General features: G+C 36.0%; 26 protein-coding genes. 15 read left to right on the forward strand and 11 right to left on the reverse strand.

Annotated elements, in window-relative coordinates; all coding sequences use genetic code 11:
- The first annotated feature begins 76 nt into the window (after positions 1-76).
- Positions 77-502, forward strand: a complete 426-nt coding sequence (locus V8G61_RS05995; RefSeq protein ID WP_394874587.1) for a CBS domain-containing protein — start codon at positions 77-79, stop codon at positions 500-502.
- Here V8G61_RS05995 and rpe read toward each other — a convergent pair.
- The 4 genes from rpe to V8G61_RS06015 all read right to left on the reverse strand — a co-directional run bounded on the left by rpe (position 499) and on the right by V8G61_RS06015 (position 3,802).
- Positions 499-1,161 (reverse strand): ribulose-phosphate 3-epimerase, encoded by a 663-nt coding sequence (rpe, locus tag V8G61_RS06000; protein WP_394874589.1) that lies wholly within the window; start codon positions 1,159-1,161, stop codon positions 499-501. The two genes, V8G61_RS05995 and rpe, sit on opposite strands and share 4 nt — an antisense overlap.
- A 163-nt stretch (positions 1,162-1,324) precedes the next feature.
- Complete coding sequence (locus tag V8G61_RS06005) at positions 1,325-2,188, reverse strand: RNA polymerase sigma factor RpoD/SigA (RefSeq protein ID WP_242085608.1); 864 nt, start codon at positions 2,186-2,188, stop codon at positions 1,325-1,327.
- A 139-nt stretch (positions 2,189-2,327) separates the two neighbouring features.
- Positions 2,328-2,702, reverse strand: coding sequence for a hypothetical protein (locus V8G61_RS06010; RefSeq protein ID WP_394874590.1), 375 nt, complete (start codon positions 2,700-2,702; stop codon positions 2,328-2,330).
- A gap of 98 nt (positions 2,703-2,800) precedes the next feature.
- Positions 2,801-3,802: a hypothetical protein gene (locus V8G61_RS06015; protein ID WP_394874591.1), complete on the reverse strand. Its 1,002-nt coding sequence runs from the start codon at positions 3,800-3,802 to the stop codon at positions 2,801-2,803.
- 385 nt (positions 3,803-4,187) lie between these two features.
- Here V8G61_RS06015 and V8G61_RS06020 point away from each other — a divergent pair, with 385 nt between their 5' ends.
- The 12 genes from V8G61_RS06020 to V8G61_RS06075 all read left to right on the forward strand — a co-directional run bounded on the left by V8G61_RS06020 (position 4,188) and on the right by V8G61_RS06075 (position 13,614).
- A complete protein-coding gene (locus V8G61_RS06020) occupies positions 4,188-5,285 on the forward strand; it encodes a helix-turn-helix domain-containing protein (RefSeq protein ID WP_394874592.1) in 1,098 nt (365 codons plus the stop codon).
- 455 nt (positions 5,286-5,740) lie between these two features.
- Positions 5,741-6,430 (forward strand): DUF6134 family protein, encoded by a 690-nt coding sequence (locus tag V8G61_RS06025; protein ID WP_394874593.1) that lies wholly within the window; start codon positions 5,741-5,743, stop codon positions 6,428-6,430.
- Positions 6,427-7,098, forward strand: a complete 672-nt coding sequence (locus tag V8G61_RS06030; protein WP_394874594.1) for a CPBP family intramembrane glutamic endopeptidase — start codon at positions 6,427-6,429, stop codon at positions 7,096-7,098. The genes V8G61_RS06025 and V8G61_RS06030 overlap by 4 nt, the downstream gene beginning before the upstream one ends.
- Positions 7,095-8,081, forward strand: coding sequence for an NAD-dependent epimerase/dehydratase family protein (locus V8G61_RS06035; protein ID WP_394874595.1), 987 nt, complete (start codon positions 7,095-7,097; stop codon positions 8,079-8,081). The genes V8G61_RS06030 and V8G61_RS06035 overlap by 4 nt, the downstream gene beginning before the upstream one ends.
- Complete coding sequence (locus tag V8G61_RS06040; RefSeq protein ID WP_394874596.1) at positions 8,078-8,884, forward strand: SDR family NAD(P)-dependent oxidoreductase; 807 nt, start codon at positions 8,078-8,080, stop codon at positions 8,882-8,884. The genes V8G61_RS06035 and V8G61_RS06040 overlap by 4 nt, the downstream gene beginning before the upstream one ends.
- 56 nt (positions 8,885-8,940) lie before the next feature.
- A complete protein-coding gene (locus V8G61_RS06045) occupies positions 8,941-10,032 on the forward strand; it encodes a fatty acid desaturase family protein (protein ID WP_394874598.1) in 1,092 nt (363 codons plus the stop codon).
- Between the two features lie 30 nt (positions 10,033-10,062).
- Positions 10,063-11,055 (forward strand): NAD-dependent epimerase/dehydratase family protein, encoded by a 993-nt coding sequence (locus V8G61_RS06050; RefSeq protein ID WP_394874600.1) that lies wholly within the window; start codon positions 10,063-10,065, stop codon positions 11,053-11,055.
- A gap of 172 nt (positions 11,056-11,227) precedes the next feature.
- Positions 11,228-11,605: a hypothetical protein gene (locus V8G61_RS06055; protein WP_394874602.1), complete on the forward strand. Its 378-nt coding sequence runs from the start codon at positions 11,228-11,230 to the stop codon at positions 11,603-11,605.
- Between the two features lie 37 nt (positions 11,606-11,642).
- Positions 11,643-12,155 (forward strand): hypothetical protein, encoded by a 513-nt coding sequence (locus V8G61_RS06060; RefSeq protein ID WP_394874604.1) that lies wholly within the window; start codon positions 11,643-11,645, stop codon positions 12,153-12,155.
- A gap of 11 nt (positions 12,156-12,166) precedes the next feature.
- Complete coding sequence (locus V8G61_RS06065) at positions 12,167-12,646, forward strand: lipocalin family protein (RefSeq protein ID WP_394874606.1); 480 nt, start codon at positions 12,167-12,169, stop codon at positions 12,644-12,646.
- 29 nt (positions 12,647-12,675) lie between these two features.
- Positions 12,676-13,077, forward strand: a complete 402-nt coding sequence (locus V8G61_RS06070; protein ID WP_394874608.1) for a hypothetical protein — start codon at positions 12,676-12,678, stop codon at positions 13,075-13,077.
- Positions 13,078-13,245: 168 nt separating this feature from the next.
- On the forward strand, positions 13,246-13,614 hold the full coding sequence (locus tag V8G61_RS06075) for a hypothetical protein (RefSeq protein WP_394874610.1): 369 nt from the start codon (positions 13,246-13,248) through the stop codon (positions 13,612-13,614).
- Positions 13,615-13,692: 78 nt separating this feature from the next.
- On the opposite strand, the gene V8G61_RS06080 is transcribed toward V8G61_RS06075, so the two are convergent.
- From V8G61_RS06080 to V8G61_RS06100, 5 genes are all read right to left on the reverse strand, one after another.
- The gene (locus V8G61_RS06080; RefSeq protein WP_394874611.1) at positions 13,693-15,966 is read right to left on the reverse strand and encodes a polyribonucleotide nucleotidyltransferase; all 2,274 of its coding nucleotides are present in this window, start codon (positions 15,964-15,966) and stop codon (positions 13,693-13,695) included.
- A gap of 295 nt (positions 15,967-16,261) precedes the next feature.
- Positions 16,262-16,531 (reverse strand): 30S ribosomal protein S15, encoded by a 270-nt coding sequence (rpsO, locus tag V8G61_RS06085; RefSeq protein WP_394874612.1) that lies wholly within the window; start codon positions 16,529-16,531, stop codon positions 16,262-16,264.
- A gap of 128 nt (positions 16,532-16,659) precedes the next feature.
- The gene (accD, locus tag V8G61_RS06090; RefSeq protein WP_394874614.1) at positions 16,660-17,517 is read right to left on the reverse strand and encodes an acetyl-CoA carboxylase, carboxyltransferase subunit beta; all 858 of its coding nucleotides are present in this window, start codon (positions 17,515-17,517) and stop codon (positions 16,660-16,662) included.
- Positions 17,518-17,723: 206 nt separating this feature from the next.
- Positions 17,724-18,791, reverse strand: coding sequence for a class II fructose-bisphosphate aldolase (gene fbaA / locus V8G61_RS06095; RefSeq protein WP_394874615.1), 1,068 nt, complete (start codon positions 18,789-18,791; stop codon positions 17,724-17,726).
- A 128-nt stretch (positions 18,792-18,919) separates the two neighbouring features.
- Positions 18,920-21,451, reverse strand: coding sequence for a BamA/TamA family outer membrane protein (locus tag V8G61_RS06100; protein WP_394874616.1), 2,532 nt, complete (start codon positions 21,449-21,451; stop codon positions 18,920-18,922).
- Between the two features lie 187 nt (positions 21,452-21,638).
- Between V8G61_RS06100 and V8G61_RS06105 the strand changes: the two genes are divergently transcribed.
- On the forward strand, positions 21,639-22,367 hold the full coding sequence (locus V8G61_RS06105) for a TrmH family RNA methyltransferase (protein ID WP_394874617.1): 729 nt from the start codon (positions 21,639-21,641) through the stop codon (positions 22,365-22,367).
- A gap of 19 nt (positions 22,368-22,386) precedes the next feature.
- Here the strand turns inward: V8G61_RS06105 and V8G61_RS06110 are convergent, their stop codons facing one another.
- On the reverse strand, positions 22,387-23,112 hold the full coding sequence (locus tag V8G61_RS06110; protein ID WP_394874618.1) for a porin family protein: 726 nt from the start codon (positions 23,110-23,112) through the stop codon (positions 22,387-22,389).
- Between the two features lie 3 nt (positions 23,113-23,115).
- The gene (ubiE, locus tag V8G61_RS06115; protein WP_394874619.1) at positions 23,116-23,841 is read right to left on the reverse strand and encodes a bifunctional demethylmenaquinone methyltransferase/2-methoxy-6-polyprenyl-1,4-benzoquinol methylase UbiE; all 726 of its coding nucleotides are present in this window, start codon (positions 23,839-23,841) and stop codon (positions 23,116-23,118) included.
- Between the two features lie 133 nt (positions 23,842-23,974).
- Between ubiE and trkA the strand changes: the two genes are divergently transcribed.
- On the forward strand, positions 23,975-25,324 hold the full coding sequence (trkA, locus tag V8G61_RS06120; RefSeq protein WP_394874620.1) for a Trk system potassium transporter TrkA: 1,350 nt from the start codon (positions 23,975-23,977) through the stop codon (positions 25,322-25,324).
- Positions 25,325-25,331 lie beyond the last annotated feature (7 nt).

The raw sequence follows: 25,331 nt of genomic DNA on the forward strand, positions 1-25,331 counted from the left end.
ATCCGCATGACATTTGTCATGAAATTACTTTGCATTATACGGTAATTTTAAGGTATCTAATTTAAAGTAATCTCAAATGATACGTAAAGCACCGGTTTCATTAATAATGACAGAGCCTGTTATTACTTTGAAAAAAACTGATAGTTTAAAAAAGGCTGAAACTTTATTTAAAAAACACCACATCCGTCATATCCCGATTGTTTCCTCGGGTACTGTCATTGGTATGCTTAGTCACACAGATATGCTGCGATTAAGCTTTGTGGATCTTTTTAATGAAAATGAGGAAACTGACGATAGTGATGCTCTGGTTTATAATATGTTAACCATCCAGCAGGTTATGACTCAAAATATTGTCACGGTTTCTACATCAAACTCAATAAAGGAAGTGGCGGAAATATTAGCGTCTAGGGAATTTCACGCTTTACCGGTTGTAAAATATAATAAGTTAGTCGGTATTGTTACGACAACAGATCTTATTAAATATTTAATAAATCAATTTTAGGAATTAGCCAAAGCTTTCAGATTGGCAATGGTCTCTATTTGGTTAGCACTTTTAAAAACATAACTTCCGGCGACTAATACATCGGCTCCTGCATCTATTAATGCTTTGGCATTTTTATCAGTTACGCCGCCATCAATTTCAATACGTGTTGAAGCTCCACGTCTTTCGATCAAAGCTTTTAGTTGTGCTATTTTGTTATAGGTGTTTTCTATGAATTTTTGACCACCAAAACCAGGATTCACACTCATAATACAAACCAGGTCAATATCATTAATGGTGTCTTCAAGCAAGCTTACATTGGTGTGCGGATTTAAGGCTACACCGGCTTGCATGCCCTCGGCTTTAATGGCTTGAAGGGTGCGGTGTAAATGGGTGCAGGCTTCGTAGTGAACCGAAAGAATATTGGCTCCAAGATCTGCAAAGGTTTTTATATAGCGATCAGGATCTACGATCATTAAATGTACATCCACCAGTTTTTTGGTATGCTTGGTCATGGCTTTCAATACTGGCATTCCAAAGGAAATATTAGGTACAAAAACACCATCCATAATATCAATGTGGAACCAATCGGCATTACTGTCGTTTACCATTTTTATATCGCGTTCAAGATTGGCAAAATCAGCGGCTAAAAGCGAAGGTGCAATAAGTTTAGAATGCATGGTTCGGTGTATTATTTTTAGCAAAGATAATAAAGTTCTTTACTTGAATATGGATGAATGTTATAAAAGAACAAACCCCCGGTAATCAGCCGGGGGTTCTTTCATCAATCAAAAAACGAACAGTTATATTTGTAACTGTTTGTTACCGTAATCTAGGCTATTATTAGCCTAAATAAGTTTTTAATATTTTACTTCTAGATGTATGTTTTAATCTACGAATAGCTTTTTCTTTAATTTGTCTTACACGCTCGCGTGTTAAATCGAATGTTTCACCGATTTCTTCAAGGGTCATTGGGTGTTGATTTCCAAGACCAAAATACAGGCGAATTACATCAGCTTCACGGGGTGTTAGGGTTTCCAGTGCACGCTCAATCTCGGTTCTCAAGGATTCATGTAATAATTCCTTGTCCGGATTGGGAGATTCGCCACTATTTAAAACATCATAGAGGTTTGAATCTTCACCTTCCACTAACGGTGCATCCATACTTACATGACGCCCCGAGTTTTTCATGGATTCTTTAACATCATTGATCGTCATGTCTAACTCCTTGGCAATTTCTTCAGCCGAAGGCGGACGTTCATGACTTTGCTCCAAAAAGGCAAAAGTCTTATTGATCTTGTTAATAGAACCAATTTTGTTTAGTGGTAAACGTACAATACGCGATTGTTCAGCTAATGCCTGAAGAATTGATTGACGAATCCACCACACCGCATAAGAAATGAATTTGAAACCACGAGTTTCATCAAATCGTTGCGCTGCTTTAATTAATCCAAGGTTTCCTTCGTTAATTAAATCCGGAAGGGTTAAACCTTGATTTTGGTACTGTTTTGCAACAGAAACCACGAATCTTAAATTCGCTTTGGTTAACTTTTCTAAAGCTAGCTGATCACCTGCTTTTATCCGTTGTGCTAATTCAACTTCTTCATCAGCAGTAATCAAATCTACTTTGCCAATTTCTTGCAAGTATTTATCTAACGAAGCGGTTTCTCTGTTGGTAACCTGCTTCGTAATTTTTAATTGTCTCATCTAAGTTCTCCTGTAATGTTTAAATAGGTGTTCAGTAGGTTATACGTACAAAAGAAACTAAATGTTACAAAATGTCTAATATTTTCGTAAAATCAAGATAATAAATAAATTATCTAATTGTAATTCAGGTAATTATGAATTAAATTTTTATCAATGAATTATTTGTCAGGTTGATGTCCTCTAGCATATCCTGAGTAAACTTGTAGTGTCCACGTTTTGTGATCAACTTGAATCTGTGTTGTTTTAGGTTACTTAATGTGTTTAAAAACAACCATTTAGACTTCAGGAGATTAGGTTTTTCAGATTTTAAACTGATATCGAAATAATGCTTTCGACCTTCTTTAATCGCTACAATATCTGGTGTTATGCTGATATCGCTACCGGCTTTTCTGAAGGATTTTGGAGTTTCATATCCTTCCATATCGGCTTTAATATCTTCATAACCGCGGTTTTCGAGGTAATGAATGGAATCTTCCAGTATGTCTGAATATTTATCTTTATCGGCTTGAATCATAGTAAAAACGTTTTATTGCTAAGAAGTAATATAACTAAAATTAGCTCAAAAGCAAATTTTTAACAGTGTTTAACGGTTTTACTTCTCCTCCGCAGACATTACTCGAAATCGAATGCATCATCGTCAATTCGGATGCGTTCTCTTAATCGGTTAATTTTTTGATGCATTCTATTGAAAAACAGTGATCGGTCTTTTTCACCGGCATTCACCAGCAGTTTAGAGTTACTCATTTGTTTTTCAAGAAACTCATGCATGAGCTCGCAGGTGGGTTGATGTTCAATTTTTAAATAGCTTATAACCGTGAAGGGTGTGAAAAACACTTTTTGCATCGGGGTAACTACCATAATGGTATTACTCATGGTATGTGTGTGATTTACAAATAAATTGTAGGTAGCCTCACCCTTAGGTCCTACTAATGATTGTTGTATCGCTTGCTTTTCTATGTGTCTAATAACCTCTTCCAAATCTGTACACACCTTTAAAGCGAGATCTTTTGAAATGGCACCGGCTTCAAAATAATATAAAACTTGTTGTAAAGTACCTATTATAGTCGTATTGTTCCAGATCTCTGTTATATTGATGTTGCTGTAAACTTTACTTAAGCGAAACGCATTTTCAAGTAAATCTTTGGGAATGGTTTTGATAAAGTCATCGAAGGTCACCTTCTTTTTTGATAATTCAGGATCTACATCCTTCAACCAAACATAAATTTTATATCGTGATAGATATGAATCTTTCAGCGTGTGGAAAACAGGGATATCCTTAGCGGAATAAATAACAGAACAACCTTTTAATTTCGTTAAGGGAATTAAGTTCTCATAGGATTTTATAAGCCACATATTTATACCTTCTACATTGTGAACCGGAGGTGATAAATCGGTTAAAATACTGTACTCGCTGCCAACCTCGAATAGTTTGTTTAGAGAGATTTTGTAGTGTTTGGCCAGTTTTACAGTTTCGTCAATAGATAAACTGGTTTTTAAATTAATGCGACGGTAAGCCGCATCGTACCCGATATCCAAAACTCCTGCGATTTCATCTACGAATGAGGTGCTGTCCGGTGTTTTACTCTTTAGAAATTGTATGAATTGTTCTTGCATTTTTTGAGAAAATTAGAAGAACATGGCTTTGGGTTTGTGAAAATTAAGAAAAAAAGTAGAATTAATTGGACAAATTGTCTAATGAACTACAAAAAATACAAGTAATTTAGTACCAGAACAATTAAAGGTTGATTTAAAAAATTAATTACCATGCTTAAAAATACCGCCATAAAAAAGAATATGAATCTTAGGAACCCGTTAATTCCTATCATAGACAAGTATATTTATTACGTTCTTGTAAGTAAAAAATTAAAATCAGATATTCAATTAAATTCCTGAATTACTTATATTTAGTAAATTTTTTTACTGAGTATCATTGATTAAGATTGTAAATTTTTTATTAATTGCAGGGGTAATTCAAGGTTTCGCGTTTAACCTTGTTACCATGTTTTTAAAAAAAAAATGTGATAAAGTTATCATCTTCCTTAATCTTACGGTTCTATTTCTCTCTCTAAATAATCTACAAGCCATTATCACAGAATATCATTTGTTCGATGATATTTTCCTTTTAAAGAAACTTTTAATTCCATGGTATCTACTGATATTTCCCATGTTTTATGCCTTTACCACGCATTACTTACAGGTTCAGGATAAGGTTAAAGATTTTTTAAAACCCTCTTTGGTCATTTTTATTGCTGAGATAGCCCTTCGACTTTGTTTCATATCCTATGATTATTATACACACGCCATTCACGGTAATGAATCTTCATTAATGGAAGATTATACCCGAATAGAAGATGTGTTTAATTTAATGTATGCCTTGTTCCTGTTTTTTAATGCGTGCTTACTTATTTTCAGACGACATCAATTAATTTCTTTTGTATTATCCTTTGATGATCTAAGTTGGATCAAATGGTTTATTAGGCTTGGTGCTATTGTCATTTTGATCTGGGTTATCGCTCTTTCCTTAGATATAAAGCTTTGTTTCGGTGTTAATGAAGAAACTTGTAATGAAATTCCCTATCTGTTCCTTAGATTAAGCTCATCTATATTATTGTACTGGATCGGCTATCAAGGTGTCTATAAATATAATGTACTTCGGGATCGTATTGTTTTACGAAGCACTTTAGAAAATGAATCTGAACTCATCACTTCACCGAATGTTCATTCAGGGACCAGTGAAACTGATGACTTCTTCAATGAAAAACACGAGAACGATTTCAATACCATCAAAAGTCACATCCTTAAAAATAAATTATATCTCGACCCATTGCTTAGTATGGAAGCTGTGGCAGCCGAATTGGGGATGAGTAAAAGTTACTTTTCTAAACTGATTAATTCCTATAGCGATTATAATTTCTCTGATTTTATAAATTCTCTTCGTGTTGCTCAGGCCAAACGATTTTTATCAGATGACACTTTTAGTGATTATACCATAGTAGCCATTGGTTTAGAATGCGGATTCAATTCTAAATCCACCTTTTATTCTGCGTTTAAAAAATTCACCTCTGAAACGCCGACCTCTTATCGTGAACAATTTTGAAAATCCATTATTTAAATGGGTTTTGAATTTTGACCTCCTCATTTTTTAAGTCCTGAGAATATCCCTTTAAATTTAAATTCCTGATAGAACCAAAACTGATGGGTATCATTTTAAGCCTTAAGTTATTTCGATAGATTTAATTAGTATTAAACCCAAGAGATTTGAATCGTGAAAAAAGTGGTTTTTGGTTGTTTTATATAAGAAACGTTCATTGTGGTTTTTACCCCAGATAATAATATTGTTGTAGTTAGTGCCATAAAGTAGGAATATAAAAATCAGGATATGACTAAATCAAAAGGAATATCTCCACCTATAGAGAATAAAGTATTCATATTCATCAAAATGTCCGAGATTATCGTTGGACATCCTGATTATTACTTCTAAGATTTTCTTGGATATCTAAACCATTAGGGTGAAATACTTTTGGATTATCAAATAATCTAAAACGTATAATTATGATACCCATGCTCATTGTTTATTTTCTCAGAAGAATGCAAAAAAATGCATTCATATTGAAATTAAAATTGCGGTTTGTAAAAGGTTTAGAAAAGCTAAAACTTATTTCCGCTGTTGTTTTGCTCAGTTTTTGCTACGCTCAGGCTGACACCCTTCCAAACCAAAAAACCTTCAATATCGTTAAAAATAATAAGGTTTTAGGAACTATTACTATTAGCCGTGATGCATCAAACGAGGCAACGGTGTACCATCTAAAAAGTACAATCAACGCTAATTTACTTTTAAAATTTTGTATCAAGGGAGAAGAAAAAGCCATTTTTAAAGATGGTATACTCGTCTATTCCAGTGTTTACAGATCGGTAAACAATAAAGTGAAATCAAATCATAAACTGGTTTACAAAAAGAACAAATACCTTTTAAACCGGGATGGAAGTGAAGAAGTATTATCCTTAAAACCCATATCTCTAAATCTGGTCAGCCTGTATTTTAAAGAACCGAAATCTAAGAAATTCGTGTATTGCGATAATGCCGGCCAAATGTTAGGCATAGAATCGTTAGGAGAGGGAAAATATAAGGTTGTTTTTGAGAAAGGAAAATACAATATTTTTCACTATCGAGATGGAAAGTGTATTGGGGTAGAAGCTAATAGTAAATTATTTGATGTGAACCTAATACCTGTTGCATCATGACTATTTCAACAACACTTTGGGTGCTTATCGCTACGGTTTTCGTAACCTATTTCGCCATAAGCTGGATATATAAGAAGCTTGGTATATTAAATCTGAAACATGCTTTGATGATCAGAAATGGTCTATTGTTTTTAAATATGAAACACGTCCTGGGGATCATGATTTTTGGAGTGTTTTTTTACTTTACTTGGACTGAGTTTCAATTTACTTTAAATACCATTGAAATTGCGCCTTTGCATGTGCTCATACCTTATTTGATCCTACTATTCGTATCAGCTTTATTAGCATATCGGAATTCTAATGGAGACGAGAGTGAATATTCTGAGTCAGGCTACTATAGCTTTTCTAAGGCCTGGGGTTATTTTATGCTTCGTCTGCTATTTTTACTTGCTTATGAGTTTTTCTTTAGAGGGGTCATTTTCTTTTCTTTATTAGAACATTTCAGTTTATGGGAAGCTATTGCTTATAACACCTTGTTATATGTACTGATTCATGCCTTTGATTCCCGGAAAGAACTTTTTGGATCTATCCCATTTGGTGTCGTACTCTGCTTATTCACATACTTCACTCAAAGCGTTTGGTACGCTTTTATTATGCATGCTACTCTTTCTACAGTCTATGAAATAACCATTTTTTATAAACAAACTAAAACAACAATCCTATCATGAAAGCATTTTTAACCGGAGCTACAGGCTACATAGGCCATCAGTTAGCCTTAGAATTAGCAGAATTGGATTTTACTGTTCATGCCTTGGTAAGAGATATTGAGTCTCCCAAAATTCCTAACCACAAGAATATCATTCCTTTTGAAGGAGATATTTGTAATTCCAGAACGGTTTTTAGAGCTATGGAAAATTGTGATTATGTATTTCATACAGCCGCTTTTACAAACCTTAATTGTAATGATATTTCTTGTTTTTACGAGACTAATGTTAAAGGAACCCAACATGTTTTGAACGCCGCTTTGGAGTTAAAGATTAAAAAAGTGATCTATACCAGTACGCTTTCGGTTTTTGGACCTTCGTATAAAACAGTACCAATTACCGAATTGCAGCCCAGACTTACGTCCTATGCCAACGATTATGAGCTTACCAAAAGTATGGCCGAAGAACTTGTAGAGAGTTATATTAAAAAGGGTCTTCCATGCATGACCTTATGCATATCAAAAGTTTATGGTCCTGGTTTGAATACGTTCTCAAATGGTGTGAACCGATTGATCCAACTTATGCTAAGTCAGCGGGTTATGATCGTGCCGGATAAGCTCGAGGTAAGTTCCAATTACGTGTTTATTCAAGATGTGTTAAAAGCACATATTCTGGCTATGAAAAGTGAATTAATAAATGAAAAATTTATTATCGGAGGCGAAAATATGGATTATGCCAATTTGTTCGAATTGATAAAAGATTTGACCAAAAGCAAGGTAAAGATCATCAAGGTCAATTATAAAGTATTACGGTTTATTTTCTCCTTTATGAATGCACTTCAGATACTTTTTAAAGTCCCGGTAAAAATAAGACCACGGGTTTTAGATGCCTTGTTTGTGCATCGGGTTTCAAGCTCTCAGAAAGCTATCGAGAATTTAAAATATAAATCTACCCAATTAAAAATGGGATTGGAACATACCATTCAACATATAAAACTTCAGTCATGAAAACATACACATTAATCACAGGAGCAAGTCAGGGCTTTGGTAAAGCCATGGCCTTAGATTGCGCACAACGAAAAATGAATTTATTACTCATTGCTTTGCCGAATTCCGGATTAGGTGCTTTGGCACAATTTATAAAAACGAATCTTGACGTTGATGTACAATATCTTGAAATGGATTTGAGTACTACAGAAAGTTGTTTTAGTATTCTGGAATACATTCATAAACATGAGATAAGTATTCAATACCTTATCAATAATGCGGGCGTATTAAGTCGGGGCTTATTCGATACCTTGGACACGACATTTATTTTGAAACAAATTGCGGTAAATGTGACAACACCAACTTTGTTAATTAGGTTGCTTCTTGATAATCTTAAGCAATCTGAGCGTGCAGGTATATTGAATATAAGCAGTATGGCCAGTTTTTTCACCCTACCTAAAAAGCAGGTTTATGGTGCTACAAAATCTTATATCACGGCTTTTTCAAAAACTCTAAATAAGGAATTAAGACAGCACAATATCTCGGTAACCACTATTTGTCCGGGTGGATTAAATACAACCACAAGATTGTGTTATCAAAATCGCTTGGTTAGTTGGGTAACCAGACAAACGGTACTAAACCCTGAAGAAGCTGCCAACATCGCCATTAATGCGATGCTGCAACATAAAACACTTTTAGTTCCAGGATTTGTAAATCAATGTTTAATGTTCTTAAATAAAATACTTCCTGAATTTATTAAAGATCGCCTGACAAATCGTGAACTCGATAAGTTTCCTCCCGGAAAACTCCAGACCAGTGTTTGATTCATAATTCAAAGCATATTTGGATTTTTTCTTTAACCATTTTACATTCTTACACCATGGAAACACAAATTATTTTTAAACAAAACCTCGAAGATAATATACATTTTAGAACCTTGAGAAACCGCTTGAAAAATGTAATAAGAAGTTTGCCTGATAAGCGAAAGCATCAAAAAATTTATGCTGTAATATTAATGCCATTAGCTTTCATAGCAGTGTATTTGCTAGCACTTAATTTTAAACAAAACGCTGCTCTTTTTTATACCTTCTATGCTTTTTTAGGTATTATATCTGTATTGATTTTTGTGAGCCTAATTCACGACGCTATTCATCATAACATATTTAAAAAGAGAGGATGGAATAATGCCTTAATTATTTTGTTTGATCTTCTTGGGGGTAATAGTTATATCTGGAAAAAGCGTCATGTGTTATTGCATCATAATTATCAAAATATCGCAGGGTGGGATTCTGATATTGAACAAACCGGTCTTATTAAAGTGTTTAAGCATGAAAAGGCAACTTTCATAAGTAGAAACCAGTCTTGGCTTATTTTTTTCTTGTATCCAATGTATTTACTTAATTGGATACTATTACGAGATTTTAAAGACTTTTTTCTTAAAAAGCGTGCCATAAAAAAGGTTTGTAAGATTCCAACTATCGAATACTTCAAGCTATTTCTGTTCAAGGGACTGTTCTTATTTTATACTGTATTTATCCCTGTGATATTGGGGGTTGAGGTTTATACTGCTCTTCTGGGGCTCTTCATCATGTTTACCGTTGGCAGTATTTTTGCCTTGGTCTCTTTACTTCCCCCTCATGTTAATGATAAAAGTGAATTTCCGGTGCCCAATGATCATGGTCAATTAGAATCCAGCTGGTTTGCACATCAATTTGATACAACGAATGATGTTATATTAAACAATTGGTTTACCCGAAATATCATGGGAAATTTTAATTTTCATTTAGCACATCATTTATTTCCCAATATCAGTTCGGTCTATGCCCCTGAAGTAACCAGGGAAATAGCGAATTACGCGAAGGAACATGGCTTTCAATACCGATCGTATAAATTGCAAAAAGCTTTGTATTATCATTATCAGTTAATAAAAGAAAATGCTATTGATGAGGATTTCTTCGAAGAAGACATGTAAGATCAGCTTTTCAAAAAACTACTTTATAAGATGAGGACATTTAAAAGGGTACTTGTTACAGGAGCGAATGGATTGCTTGGTACAAATACCATTATAGAGCTTTTGAACCAGGGATATAAAGTCACTGGATTCTTGCGGGATAAAAATCGTTATGTCGGGTATGAACATAAAAATCTAACATTAATTGAAGGAGATATTACCAATTTCGCTGATCTGGAAGCGGCATTAAAAAACTGCGATTCACTTATTCACTGTGCGGCCTTAACAGATCCAAAGGCCAATCATGTGGCTTATGAAAATATAAATTTAAGAGGAACCAAAAAAGTGGTTCAGGCTGCAATAAAAATGAAGTTGAAAAAGTTCGTTTTTGTGAGCACTGCGAATGTTTGTGGTTTTGGACCTAAAAACGATCCAGGAAGTGAGACCCAGGCGATCAAGAAACCATTTTCTGATTCATCCTATTCAATCAGTAAAAAAAAGGCCCAGGACTATGTCCTTTCCATGACATCTAAAATAGAGGTTGTTGTGGTTAATCCATCATTTATGATCGGGCCTTACGATAGCAAACCCAGCTCGGGAAAAATTATACTCCATGGTTTAAATAAACGGATAGTCCTTTATCCTCCTGGGGGAAAGAGTTTTGTATGTGTAGAGGATGTTGCATTAGGAATTGTGAAGGCCTTAAAAAAAGGAGCTACAGGAGAAACCTATTTGCTGACCAATGAAAATATGAGCTATAGAGCATTTTTTAATTTGCTAAAAAAGAAAACTCAATCACAGCAAATGATGTTACCAATTCCTAAAAGTATATTATTCGGATTGGGTTTTTTAGGAGATCTGGCCAGATACTTTGGTTTTAGAACACAATTTTCTAGTAACAATATGAAAGCGCTTTGTTCCAATGTGTTTTATGTAAATTCAAAAGCAAAAAATGACTTAGGGATGGTCTTTACACCTGTAGATAAGGGGGTCGAAGATGCCATCGCCTGGTTTCAAAAAAATAAGGTCAATAATTCTCAATAAAGCCTTTATAATTCTCCCCTCCTAGGATACAATGGATTATCAATTCAGGGTTTTGAACTTAAAACAAGTATTGAATGTGTCCGAAATTTTGCTTTATAGATTTTATCGGACATAAAATATCGGCATCTCATACATCTTTGTAACAGTTGTGTAACACTTTTGTCAACTTATTATGAAAACCACAATTCACATATTAATACTTGTTTTTTTTAGTAGTCCGCTTTGGGCTCAGCAAACCCTTCGAAAAGATCAGAAGCATTCAGAAAAAAAAGAGTTGACCTTTCAAATTTCGAATGGAGTAAATACACAATTTGAACCGGTGTTTTCTGGTCTATTTCAATCAGATTTTAACGGGATCAATAAGATGATAAAATGGCAAAATATTTATGATGACATCGATGTCGGTATTCGGTTCAGCCTTGTCATCCCAATGAATCAGAAACTAAATATAAAGACCAGATACCTCTGCGGCCTTATGAACTTTGATAAGCGTGGTTTTGGCCAGGCTGAAGGATACCAATTTCAAATGTGTATAAGCTATAACCTTTAAAACAATAACTCAGTAATTCAACTTAAAAACAAAAATCATGAAACGTCAAATTGAAATTTTAAAACTAATAATACTCGGACTGTTAATAACAAGTAATGTTTATGCTCAGGCTCAGGAAACTGGTAAGCCTTACAAAGGATTTTTACGCGTATCCTCACAAACCGGAGATATTATCGAAAAAGGACGCTTTTTGTATGTAAATGATAGTCTTGTGGCTCTAAAGAAGGGAAAGAAAGTTACTACCATTAATAAATCTCTAATCGGATTTATCAAAACAAAAAGATCCGGGGTTAATAATGTCGTTATTGGTGCCGTAGCTGGCGGAACCCTAGGTGTAGCTCTGGGAGTTGGAACTTCAGATCCTGATTCCTGGGTTGGCTATAGCGCCTCCGAGGGTGCCTTTGCTTTTGGACTTCTCGGCACTTTAGGTGGTGGCCTTTTAGGAGGATTGTTGAACCTTGTTAAAGATCCAATGGTCATTATGATTAGTGGAAATGAAGCGAATTGGCAAACCTTCAAAAAAATAATGCAGCCAAATCATAACAACTAAAATATAATATCATGAAAAATTTACACCAATTATTAAAAGCTTTATTATTTATTTTCTTGCTCACTGGATGTTCCAAAAGCGATGAACAAGCTGTAATAGATCAGGTTGAAGACAACAAATTTGTTGGTAGCTGGGAACCAATAAAATTTGTAACCGCTTGTGCATCGGAAATTAACTATGAGGAAAATTACTCGACCTGTGAGCAAAAGGGGATACTAGAGGTAAAAGCCAATGGTACATTTTCACAAAGCTATTTTTATGAATATAATAATGTTTGTGAGGAAGATGGTATTTCAAGTGGAACTTGGAAAATAGTGGACGACAAACTTTTTGTCATCGAAGAGGGATTCGGTGAAACTGAGATCACTTATTTTGAAATTGTAGATGATATTTTAAGGGTAGGGCAGTACGACACAGATTTTTGCGATCCCGAAACGATGGGTGTCAATATTACAAATTCGTATTTCTATTCTGAATTTCAAAAGAAATAATCCTTTCATTAATGTAATAAGTCAAAGTTATGAAGCGCCTTAAAAAATTCATCAAAAGCCTCGCAATCCTTTTTTCAATTTTAATATTTATTCAAAGTTGCACGGTGTATAAAGCTGCTCCCAGTAGCTTGTCCCAGGCCTCCAAAGCCCATGCCAGATCCAAGGTTGTAAATCAAGAGGGTGAGGTGTCAAAATTCAAATTTATTACAGAGGAGAATGGCAGCTTCTATGGAATAAAGAGATCAAAGGGAACTTTAATAAAGGTAAAATTGAATGAAAATCATTTAAAATCTATTAAAACAAAAGATAAAACAATGTCAATCATGTTAACAATAGTTGTGTCGATTACGGTTATTATAGGTTTACATTCTATTGTCAAGAATTCAATTACATTAGGATTACCAAGTCCAGTTGGAACAAATGAGTTTTAGAAATAAAAAAACCGCATCAATTTTTGAGACTGGTTCATACTAAATTTTAAAACAGTCTGTTGGACTTCATTTATAAACATCAACCTTAAGAACACAATTATAGTGTTTATAACTTATACGCTGTTGAATCGTACTACCCATTCGCGGTATAGAAAAAAACTAAAAATTATGAAATCACTCAAATATCACATCCGGAGTTATGCATCGCTATTAGCAACTTTGGTTTTATTTCAAAGTTGTGTTGTTTATCGCGCTGAGCCCAAAACGCTTTCTGAAGCCTCCGAAGAATTTATCAGAACAAAAGTTGTAATGAATGATGGTAGTATCATGACTTATAATAAAATTATGGCAGAGAATGGAAAATTCTACGGAGTTAAAAATTATAAGAGAACAGAGCTGAATGAAGCCGATGTAAAACGTGTAAGAATTAAAAACAGGACCATGTCAACCGTATTAACCTATGGAATACCTTTAATACTTATCACTGTAGCAGTTATTGAATTAGAACAGAATTGTTGTTTTGGGGGAATTAACTAGAATTCGTTTATACCCATGATTAAATAAAAAAACCGCCTCAAGTTCTGAAGCGGTTTTTTTAGTATAGATTCAAAACGATTAATCGTCGTTGTTATCTCTGGAACTTCTGTTATCGCGTCCGCGATTATCTCTACCGCGATTATCTCTTCCGCGATTATCACGACTATCACGATTACCACGGTTATCTCGATTATCACGACCTCCGCTACGTGGCTTTGATTCGTAGCCTTCAGGTTTTGGCAACAAAGCTTTACGTGATACTTTTTCTTTTCTGGTTCTAGGGTCAACTCCAAAGTACTTCACTTCGATTATATCACCTAAATTAACCACATCAGTTACATTTTCAGTACGTTCCCATGCCAGTTCACTAACGTGAAGTAATACTTCGTTGCCTGGAGCCTGCGTATATTCTACAACAGCACCAAAATCCAACATTTTAATCACTTTAACTTCGTAAACATTTCCAACTTCAGGCTTGAACATCAAGGATTTGATTTTTGCCATAACAGCATCAATACCCTGGCTACCAACACCTAAAATTTCCACGATACCTTCTTCGGTAACGGGATCCTCGTTAATAACAATGGTCGTATCGGTTTCTTTTTGTAATTCCTGAATTACTTTTCCACCAGGGCCAATTAAAGCACCAATGAACTCATTAGGAATACGTGTTGTTACCATTACAGGAGCATGCTCTTTCACCGTTGGGTTTGGTGTTGCAATAGTTTCCGTTATTTTCTCAAGGATGTGTAAACGTCCGTCACGAGCCTGTTTTAAGGCTTTTACCAGAATTTCATAACTCAATCCTTTAACTTTAATATCCATTTGGCAAGCTGTAATACCATCAGCGGTACCGGTTACTTTAAAGTCCATATCACCCAAGTGATCTTCGTCACCTAAAATATCAGAAAGAACAGCAAATTTTCCGCTTTCTGTATCAGTGATCAATCCCATGGCTATACCTGAAACTGGTTTTTTCAATTGTACTCCGGCATCCATTAAGGCCATTGTTCCAGCACATACGGTAGCCATCGATGATGAACCATTCGATTCTAAGATCTCAGATACTACGCGCACAGTGTACGGACAATCCTCAGGTACCATATCCTTCAAAGCACGTTGTGCTAAGTTACCGTGACCTATTTCTCGACGTGATGTACCACGAATTGGTCGGGCTTCACCCGTTGAGAAAGGAGGGAAGTTATAATGTAAATAAAAACGTTCTTCACCTTCGAATGACGGCATATCAATCTGGTTAGCCTCTCGCGAGGTACCAAGCGTTACCGTTGCTAAAGCTTGTGTTTCACCACGAGTAAAGATTGAGGAGCCGTGTGTAGATGGTAAATAATCTACCTCACACCAGATCGGTCTGATTTCATTTGTTTTACGACCATCCAGACGTAAACCTTCATTCAATGTAAGGTCACGAACGGCCGCTTTTTCAGCCTTGGCATAGTATTTAGAGATCAGATCACCTAGCTCTTCCTGCTCTTCTTCAGAAAAGGAAGCTACGATCTCTTCTTTTATCTCTGCAAATGCAGCACCACGTTCTTGTTTAGACGAACCGGCTTTTGCGACAGCATAAACTTTATCATAAGCAAGGTCGTAGATTTTCTTCTCTAATGCTTCATCTTCCGGTTCAAGTTCATACTCGCGAGTTTCCTTTTTTCCAAAGGCTTCCGCTAATTTTACTTGAGCCTGACATTGCAATTTGATCGCTTCATGAGCGAATTTAATGGCTTCAGTCATTTCTTCCTCAGAGATCTCTTTCATTTCACCTTCAACCATCATCACAGAATCTTCAGAAGCACCGATAACCATATCAAGATCCGATTCAGCAAGTTGTGAATATGATGGGTTAATAATGAATTCACCATTCACGCGACCTACACGAACCTCAGAAATTGGACATTCAAAAGGGAAATCCGATAACTGGATCGCTGCAGAAGCGGCTAAACCAGCCATAGCATCAGGCATCACCTCAGCGTCATGAGACATCAATTGAATCATCACCTGGGTCTCAGCATGATAATCTTTTGGGAATAACGGGCGCAACACACGGTCTACTAAACGCATGGTAAGCACTTCACCGTCACTAGGGCGTGCTTCACGCTTAAAAAATCCGCCAGGATAACGTCCTGCGGCTGCAAATTTTTCGCGGTAATCTACCGTTAATGGTAAAAAATCCACATCACTTGCTTTGTAGTTGGAAACAACAGTACAAAGCAACATGCAATTTCCAGACTTTACCACGACCGAGCCGTGTGCCTGCTTTGCTAATTTTCCGGTTTCAATAGAAATCTCTCTACCGTCACCGAGGTCAATGACCTCTTTAAAAACTTTTGGAATCATAATATTGTATTGACATTCAAGCACATATGTGCTCAAAATAATTAAACAATGGTCGTTGTGTTGTGTAGTGTAGTTGTTGTGTAAAGCAATTTAATTGCCTTAATTCAGACCAATGAAAAACTGTATCAGCTTCTTCTAGCGCGGTATTTAAACTCTCACGCAAGAGTAATTTTTATGGGCGTTTCCCTCACGGGTCGGGCTTTTCGCTTTATCTTTTTTGATACTCAAAAAAGGATGCCGCTACAATCCCTAACGCAAATGTAAAAAAAAAGAGGCTTAAAAAGCCTCTTTCCTTTTATTTTCTTAAGTTCAATTCTTTTACTATCGCACGATATCTTAAGATATCTTTCTTAGTTAAGTAATCTAGTAAAGCACGACGCTTTCCTACCAAACTTACCAACGAACGCTCTGTATTAAAATCCTTTGGATTGTTTTTTAGGTGTGTTGTTAAGTGGTTAATTCTGTGCGTAAATAACGCGATCTGACCTTCAGCTGAACCGGTATCGTTCTTTCCTTTACCGTGCTTTTCGAAAATCTTTTCTTTTACTTCTTTTGCTAAATACATGCTAATATTGTTGTAAATGATTGTTATGTATGTTGAAAGGCTTTCTTTCAGGCGGCAAATATAGTAAATATTACTGATTTACAAGCTAATCTGAAAAAACAATCTTTCTTTTAGGTCAGTTTTTCAATTTATGCGCGTAACGGCTGGTTCGTGATGAGATCGATGTATTGATTAACCTTGTTTTTTAACTGCTTTCTATTCGTAATAAAATCCAGGAAACCATGTTCCAGTAAGAACTCTGAGGTCTGGAAACCTTCCGGCAATTCTTTTCCGGTGGTGTCTTTTACCACACGCGGACCGGCAAAACCGATCAGGGCACCTGGTTCGGCAATATTAATATCTCCTAACATGGCGAATGATGCTGTGGTTCCTCCTGTAGTAGGATCGGTACATAAAGAAATATATGGAATACCCTCCTCAGCTAATTGAGCTAATTTCACAGATGTTTTAGCCAATTGCATTAAGGATAATGCAGCTTCCATCATACGGGCACCACCTGATTTGGAGATGATCATAAACGGAATTTTATTCTTTAGGGAGTAATCGGCAGCACGCGCAATTTTTTCACCCACAACACTACCCATAGAGCCACCAATAAAGGAGAAATCCATACAGGCTATCACCAGATCTTTACCTTTCGATTTTCCAACGGCCGTTCTTACTGCATCTTTTAATTTTGTTTTTTCTTGAGCCGCTTTTAAACGATCGGGATATTTTTTGGTGTCTTCAAATTTTAATGGATCTTTAGATTCCATATTGGCATCTAATTCTTTGAACTCGTTGTTGTCAAATAAAATTTTAAAGTATTCTTTACTGCCTATACGCACATGGTAGCCGTCCTCAGGACTTACATAAAAGTTTTTTTCTAACTCCTCTGCATCTACAATCTTGCCAGTCGGCGATTTGTACCAAAGGCCTTTAGGGGTATCCTTTTTTTCTTCGGTTGTGGTAGTAATTCCTTTTGTTTTTCTTTTAAACCAAGACATACAATTTACTTTTAGTTGTGGTTACTTTAAACGCTTCTCAATCGCGTTAAGGATTGCAGCGATACCCTTTTTTAAAAAGGTAAAGCGGAAAGCCTGACAGCAAAATTAAAGTTTTATTTTAATTTTGGGGTAACGCCCAACGACTTTTTATTATAAACAAAAATCCCGCCTCAGGCGGGATTTAATTTTCTAACGGTTTTAACTTGTTATAAAGTATTTACGTTATTAAGGTCTTCAAAGGCCTTTTTTAAACGCGCTACAAAAGTTTTTTCCCCTTCGCGTAACCATACACGTGGATCGTAATATTTTTTATTCGGTGAATCGTCACCTTCCGGATTGCCAATTTGTGATTTTAAATATTCGGCTTTATCATTCATATAATCGCGAATACCAGTCATGAAAGCATACTGAAGATCAGTATCGATGTTCATTTTGATCACACCGTAACCGATGGCTTCACGAATCTCTTCAACGCTGGATCCAGAACCACCATGAAATACAAAGTCGATATGATTGTGCTCCACACCATATTTTTCAGTGATATATTCTTGTGAGTTTTTCAGAATCTTTGGCGTTAATTTTACGTTTCCGGGTTTGTAAACACCATGTACATTTCCAAATGCAGCAGCAATTGTGAATTGCGGACTAACCTTGCTTAATTCTTCGTAAGCATAAGCAACTTCTTCTGGTTGTGTATATAACTTAGAATCGTCTACATCTGAATTATCTACACCATCTTCTTCACCACCTGTAATACCTAACTCGATCTCTAAGGTCATGCCCATTTTACTCATACGCTCTAAGTATGTTTTGCAAATTTCGATATTCTCTTCAAGGGGTTCTTCAGATAGATCGATCATATGCGAACTGAATAATGATTTCCCGGTTTCGGCGAAGTGTTTTTCACTGGCATCCAGTAAACCATCGATCCATGGTAATAGTTTTTTAGCGCAGTGGTCGGTATGTAAAATTACCGGAACACCATAAGCTTCAGCTAAGGTATGTACGTGTTTGGCACCTGCAACAGCACCTGCAATAGCGGCTTTTTGGCCGTCGTTACCTAAGCCTTTACCGGCATTGAACTGTGCGCCACCATTTGAAAATTGAATAATTACGGGGGCGTTTAAATCTCTGGCTGTTTCAAGCACGCCATTGATCGTATCTGATCCTATAACATTTACTGCCGGAAGTGCAAAACTATTTGCTTTGGCATAATCGAAAATAGCCTGAACTTCTTTGCCTGTTGCAACGCCTGGTTTTATATTGTGTCCCATGTTTAAAGTTTGATTTTTTTATTGAGTTATCAAAAGTAATTAATTTTTAAATAAATACCTGTTCTTTTGTGCTTTGAAAGCACTAAAAGATACTAAAACGTTATAGTTTTATACCTTTAAAAAAGGCCTTAGAACGGATAATTTATACCAATATTATAGGTGGCATTTTTAAAGTTGTATTCGTTAAACCAACGACCGCTTGAATCTGAGGCTGGATTGTGGGTTTTAAACCCAACATCGAATCTGAAAACGAAAAAGCTTAAATCATAACGCAAACCAAATCCTGATCCCACAGCAAGATCTTCCAAAGAGCTAAAGCCATTGAAGGTAGCAGCCGGGTCTGTAATATTGTCAAAAACATTCCAGATATTACCAACATCAACAAAAATAGCACCATTAAGATTTTCAAAAAGATTAAAGCGTTGCTCGATATTAAAGGCAATTTTAAAGTTAGCCTCGTTGAACTCATTGGTAGACTGAGAACGTCCAGGGCCAAGGCTATAGGCCGTCCAGGCACGGTTGTCGTTTGGGCCTCCTGCGAAGAAACTTTTTGCAAATGGAATGTTAGCCGAGTTCCCGTACGGAATGGCAATACCTGCAAAACTGCGGAAAGCCAAAACATTTTTTTTGCCCAGATCAAAATGTTTGATATAATCTAATTCTACTTTTGTGTATTGCGAGTAAGCAACGTTAAAAAGTTCGTAACGCCCATTATCATCTTTAGGTAAGCCAAAAAGCTTGGAAGCACTGGCTAATAAATTTCCGGCGAGTTCTAATTTGAATCTGAAAATAGAGAAATCTTCATCAAAAAGATTGGTTCGTTCATCATTTACAAAACTGAAGCCCGAAGATAGGATCAGGTTGTTTTCTGTTAGTCTATTTTTCCGCTCGTTGATAATATTAATAGTTTGGCGTTGTGTGGTTGAGATTTCCTGTGGTGGATTTTCATCCAGAGCATAATTAATAAAAGCGTTCGCTCCTGAAGGAATACTAAGGTTTTCACCACGTGGAATATAATTTACATCTTGAGCAATGTCATTTAAGAGTTTGAAAGAGTTTTGATAGACTCCAAAGTAATTCTCAATATTTAAATTCCTAACGTATTGAATGTTGAAAAGATCGAATTTATTGGTAACCTTATCATTTGGAAACCAGTTATAATTAAACGTGCCGCTTAGGGTTTGTTTATCCAGTCCTATGTTTGTTTGACTAGAGGCAGCCAAACTGATCCGTGTGCTGGGCGACATATATTTTGGGATGATCCCTTCGGTATAAAAAGGTGAAAACAGTCGTGGTATGGTTAATTTTAAATCCAGACCATATTCTTTAATATCGAAAAAGGGGTCGGAGGTATTATTCTTATCCCTTGAGGAACCAATCGATCCGAAAGCTGAGATCTGAAAGGTTTCCGCACCTCTGAAAATATTACGAATAAGAACACTCGGATTTAGGGAGAGGCCTACGGTTTGAATGTTACTCTGCGATATATCCGTACTAAAACCCAAACTGAATTTCTTCAGAGGCGTAAGTTTTATAGTATCAGACAGTGTACGATCCTCCTCGTTCTCGTAATACTGGATATTTGGGTATTTGAATGTACGAAGCTCACTGATATATCGATAGGTACGTGTTCTGTCGATATCACGAAAAATACGATTAGGTGTTATAAAAACGGCATCAGTTATAGCCTTCGGCCGATAACGCATTTTTCCATAGCTGTACAAATTGAAACCGGCATAACGAATAGAATCCTGAAAGGGCTTGTTCCGATCTTCAAAAGTATAATCAGTGATAATATTAACATCGCTTATTTCATATACTTTGAAAGGTTGACGCGTGATATTCTCACCGTCTTTTCGGATTTCTCTGTTTTGAATTTTTAAACCGACATTTACCTTTTTATTGGTACCAATGGTATCCATTTCAAAGGTTATATAATCCTGGCTAAAGTGATATAAGCCCGAATTTCTCATCTTGATCGCAATACGTTCACGCTCAGCCTCAAAATTTGAAGTGCGGTATTGCTGCCCGCTATAAATTAAGGCCTCCTCTTTATTTTTTTGATAAATGGTGTCTATAATAGGGGTTCTTATTTCTCGGTATATCGAATCAATTATAAAGGCTGGTCCCGATTCGATATTATATTCTACGGCAGCGCGTTTTTTATCTGTTTTTGTGATGTTGTAACCCGAAACCACATCAAACCAACCGTTATTAATGTAGTAACTATTGATGCGACTCAGGCTTTTGTCGGCCCTGCTTTCATCTAAAATTACAGGAGCTTCACCTGTTTTCTTGAACCAATTATTTAATCCCCGTCGGGAATCCATGTATTTGTCGAGTTGTTTTTTAGATAACCACTTTTCGAGGCGCTCCCTTTTTTTTGGTTTAGCGGTTATATTGCTCTTTATAATAGAGTCGATGTTTGGACGTGCCAAATTATAAAAGTACAACCGCAACGGAATACCTGCTAGTTTTTTATTGGCCTGTTGATATAATAAGTTGTTTAGGGTTTCAGAATTATCTTTTTTACCATTTACATTGATGGTATTTTTGGTAAGTAAATACTCATTATCCGATACTCGTTTTACCGCATCACAGCCTGTAAAGCTATGCAGGACTAGCGCTGACAACAGTATTCTCAAGGATAAGTTCTTCAAATGATTATTTTTAGTTTGTTTGGTTCGAACAATTTCTTGTTATTAACCTCTCGAAATCTTATTTTATTATGCCAAAAATACATTATTTCAACCTAATATTATCGTTAATTAATTTCGATTAAAGCCAATAATACTAATATTTTTTCTTTTTCTTTATAAATTATAAATTCATTCGGATCGCTGCCTTATGCTGTCAAAAAATCAAATCAAACAGATTACGCGTTTAAAACAAAAGAAATACAGAATTCAGGACCAGTTATTTGTTGTTGAAGGGCTGAAAACCATTGAGGAGCTTTTGCACTCCAACATGAAATTACAATCCGTTTATACCACAGAACCCTTCAATCTTGATGCCAAAAAGGAAATTTTAATTTCTGAAAGTGATTTGAAACGGATTAGTTTTTTAAAAACACCCAATAAGGCCTTAGCAGTGTTTGAAATTCCAGAATCAAAACCGGTTGTAATGAACCAACTGATCGTGGCTCTGGACGACGTTCGTGATCCTGGTAACCTAGGGACAATTATTCGATTGTGTGATTGGTTTGGTATTTCAGATCTGGTCTGTAGCTTGGAAACCGCCGACTGTTATAACCCGAAGGTTGTCCAGGCCACTATGGGATCTATAGCGCGGGTAAATATCAGTTATTTAGATTTGGCCGACTTCATCGGTAACCAAGACACAACGGTTTTTGGTGCATTTATGGATGGCGAAAATTTATATCAAGCTACCTTGCCTGATCGTGGTATTCTGCTTATGGGAAATGAGGCCAACGGGATATCAGATAAGATCCAAGCGCTGGTGACGCACAAAATTGCTATTCCAAGATTTGGTAATCTTCAGGAGACTGAAAGTTTAAATGTGGCCATGGCTACCGGAATCTTATTGAGTGAATTCAAGCGCCGAACTATCCTATGATAAGCTAATTATCTAAACTTTATTGGAAGGTGAAATTAAGAAATACGCCTCGTGTTTTCATACTGTTAACGTTACCCGTCCAAGGACTATTTTCAAAGTTATCACGAATAAGTTCATCGTTAATAGCAAAAACACCGCGTATGGATGGTGTAAACTTAAAGTTGAATAAATATAAATCGATCCCAAAGCCAAGTTCATAAAATATGGGGTTACTCTCCATACGGAACTGTCCATTTCGGTTATCGTCAGGATTCTTTTCATTACTCGATAAATTAATAGCCGTCGAAAAGCCTCCAACAATAAATGGTTTGAAATTGTTGATACGTTTTGTTGATATTTTTACTAAAAGCGGAATGTGAATATAAGTTGATTTTATTTGACGCTCAAGATCACTATCAGACTCGGTTCCATCAAAATAAGATCTGCTATAGTGCAACTCTCTGGTGGTTAATATTAAACCGGGCTCTAGGCGCAAATCGATAAAACTATTTACCCGAAGATTTCCAATAAGGCCTACACTAAAACCGGGACTTCGTTTTACATAAATATCACGTAAATCCTGATTGTAATCAAAATTGAAATCCATAAAATTGATACCTAAAAAATAACCCCAACGCAGGAGGTCAAAATCGGTCGATCCACGACCTTGATTGGCATCATACTCTACCTTTTCTTTACTGAACAGTTGAGCATCTGCTGTTTGCATTACAAAAAGGGTACAAAAAACAAGTAAAACGTTCTTCATGATTTATTTGGACGATTTATAAATTGTAGCTACACCAAAGGTCTGAGGGAAATCTTCAACATTAATAAACCCGATTTTTCGTAAAATATTGTTCAAAGCCTCTCCATAGGGAAATACAGAAGCAGATTCCGATAAATATTGATAAGCACTTTTATCCTTTGAAAAAATACGGCCAATAAGTGGTAAAATGGTTTTGGAGTAAAATTGATAACCTTGTTTGTATGGCGTCTTTGCTGGTACTGAGGTCTCTAGTATAACAAACGTGCCACCCGGTTTAAGAACTCTGTAGATGTCCTTTAAGCCCTGTTCCAGATCCTCAAAATTTCGCACACCAAAGGCTACTGTAATAGCATCAAAACTATTTGCTTCAAAAGGCATTTGTTCACTATCTCCTAGAACCATTTCAATTTTTTGGTCTAAGCCACGATGTTTAATTTTCGATTTGCCAATCTCAAGCATACCGCTACTAATGTCTAACCCAACAATTTTAGAAGCGCCTGTTTTTGCAAGATTAATAGCCAAATCACCTGTTCCCGTAGCAATATCTAAAATGTTTTCAGGTTCAGTTTTAGCTACCATATCTACCACTTTATTACGCCATTTCACATCTATTCCAAAGGAAATTACGCGATTTAAACCGTCGTATTCTTTAGAAATGGTATCAAACATGGCGGTAACTTGGGCTTTCTTTCCTAAGGTGCTGTTTTTGTAAGGTTTAACTTTTGACAAAATGTAAAAATTTTTGGCAAAGATAATCTTAAAAATTCAAGAGCCAATAATTCACAAGCGATAATATTTGATTAGAAATATTCTGAAATTAATTTTATACTATCTTTGTGAGACCTTATATCAACAGAAACAAATGAAAATTATTATAGCAGGTGCGGGTGAAGTTGGATTTCATTTAGCAAAATTACTTTCTTACGAGTCTCAGGAAATCACCCTTATTGACATCAACAAAGAAAGTCTCGGATATGCTGATACACATTTGGATATCAAGGTTATAAAAGGGGATGCTACCTCTATTTCGATACTAAAAGATTCCCGGGTGGAAACAAGCGATTTGTTCATTGCGGTAACCGCGATTGAAACGACTAATATTACTGCTTGTGTGTTGGCAAAACAGTTGGGGTCTAAGCGTACTATTGCCAGAATATCAAATACCGAATTTATTAATTTTAAGGATGAGGTTGGTTTTACGAAGTTTGGTATAGACGAACTCATCTCACCGGAATCTCTGGCAGCCTCAGAAATTCAATTATCACTTAAGCAGTCATCATTCAACGATACCTACGAATTTGAAAATGGAGCGCTAACCATGGCAGGCTTAACGCTCTCACGTTCCGCCTCGTTTGTGGGGAAAACCGTGAAAGATGCGGCTAAAATTTTTCCGGAAATACATTTTGTGCCTATCGCTATTCAGCGTTTTGGTTCGCAGTATACTATCATTCCCAGGGGGGATACTATATTCAAGCGAGGCGATAACGTTGTATTTATTACGTCCGAAGGCGGGGCTGAGGAATTATGCCGGCTTACTGGAAAGGAAAATACCGACATCAAAAATGTGATGATTCTTGGTGGTGGTCAAATTGGTTTTAAAACAGCCAGAGACCTCAGTGAAAAAGGGTTTAATGTAAAGATACTTGAAGTTAACAAAGAGCGTGCTTTCGATCTTGCTGATGATCTACCGGATGTTCTGGTAATTCATAGTGATGGTAGAAATGTGGATTTGTTAGAAGAAGAAAATATTAGTGAAATGGATGCCTTTATCGCCGTTGGCGGAAATTCTGAAACGAACATCATGTCTTGTCTGGTGGCAAAATCTAAGGGCGTCAAGAAAACGATTGCTTTGGTGGAGAATATGGATTATTTTGAATTATCACACTCAGTTGGTATAGAGACATTAATTAATAAAAAGCTTCTAGCGGCGAATAATATTTTTAGGTATATCCGTAAAGGTGAAGTGGTTGCCATGACCAAGCTGAATAATATGAATGCAGAATTATTAGAATTTGAAGTTAAAGCGAGTTCAGCTATTTGTAATAAACTTATTAAAAATGTTGATTTCCCCCGATCGGCCATTATTGGTGGTGTTATTCGTAACGGACTGGGCGTTATTGCTTTAGGGAGTTTTAAAATTCAGGAGGGCGATCGTGTTGTAGTTTGCAGTTTACTACAATCAATAAAGGGTGTTGAAAAGCTCTTCCGCTAAGCGGAAT

This window comes from Gaetbulibacter sp. M240 (genome assembly GCF_043876815.1).
Classification (GTDB): Bacteria; Bacteroidota; Bacteroidia; order Flavobacteriales; family Flavobacteriaceae; genus Gaetbulibacter_A.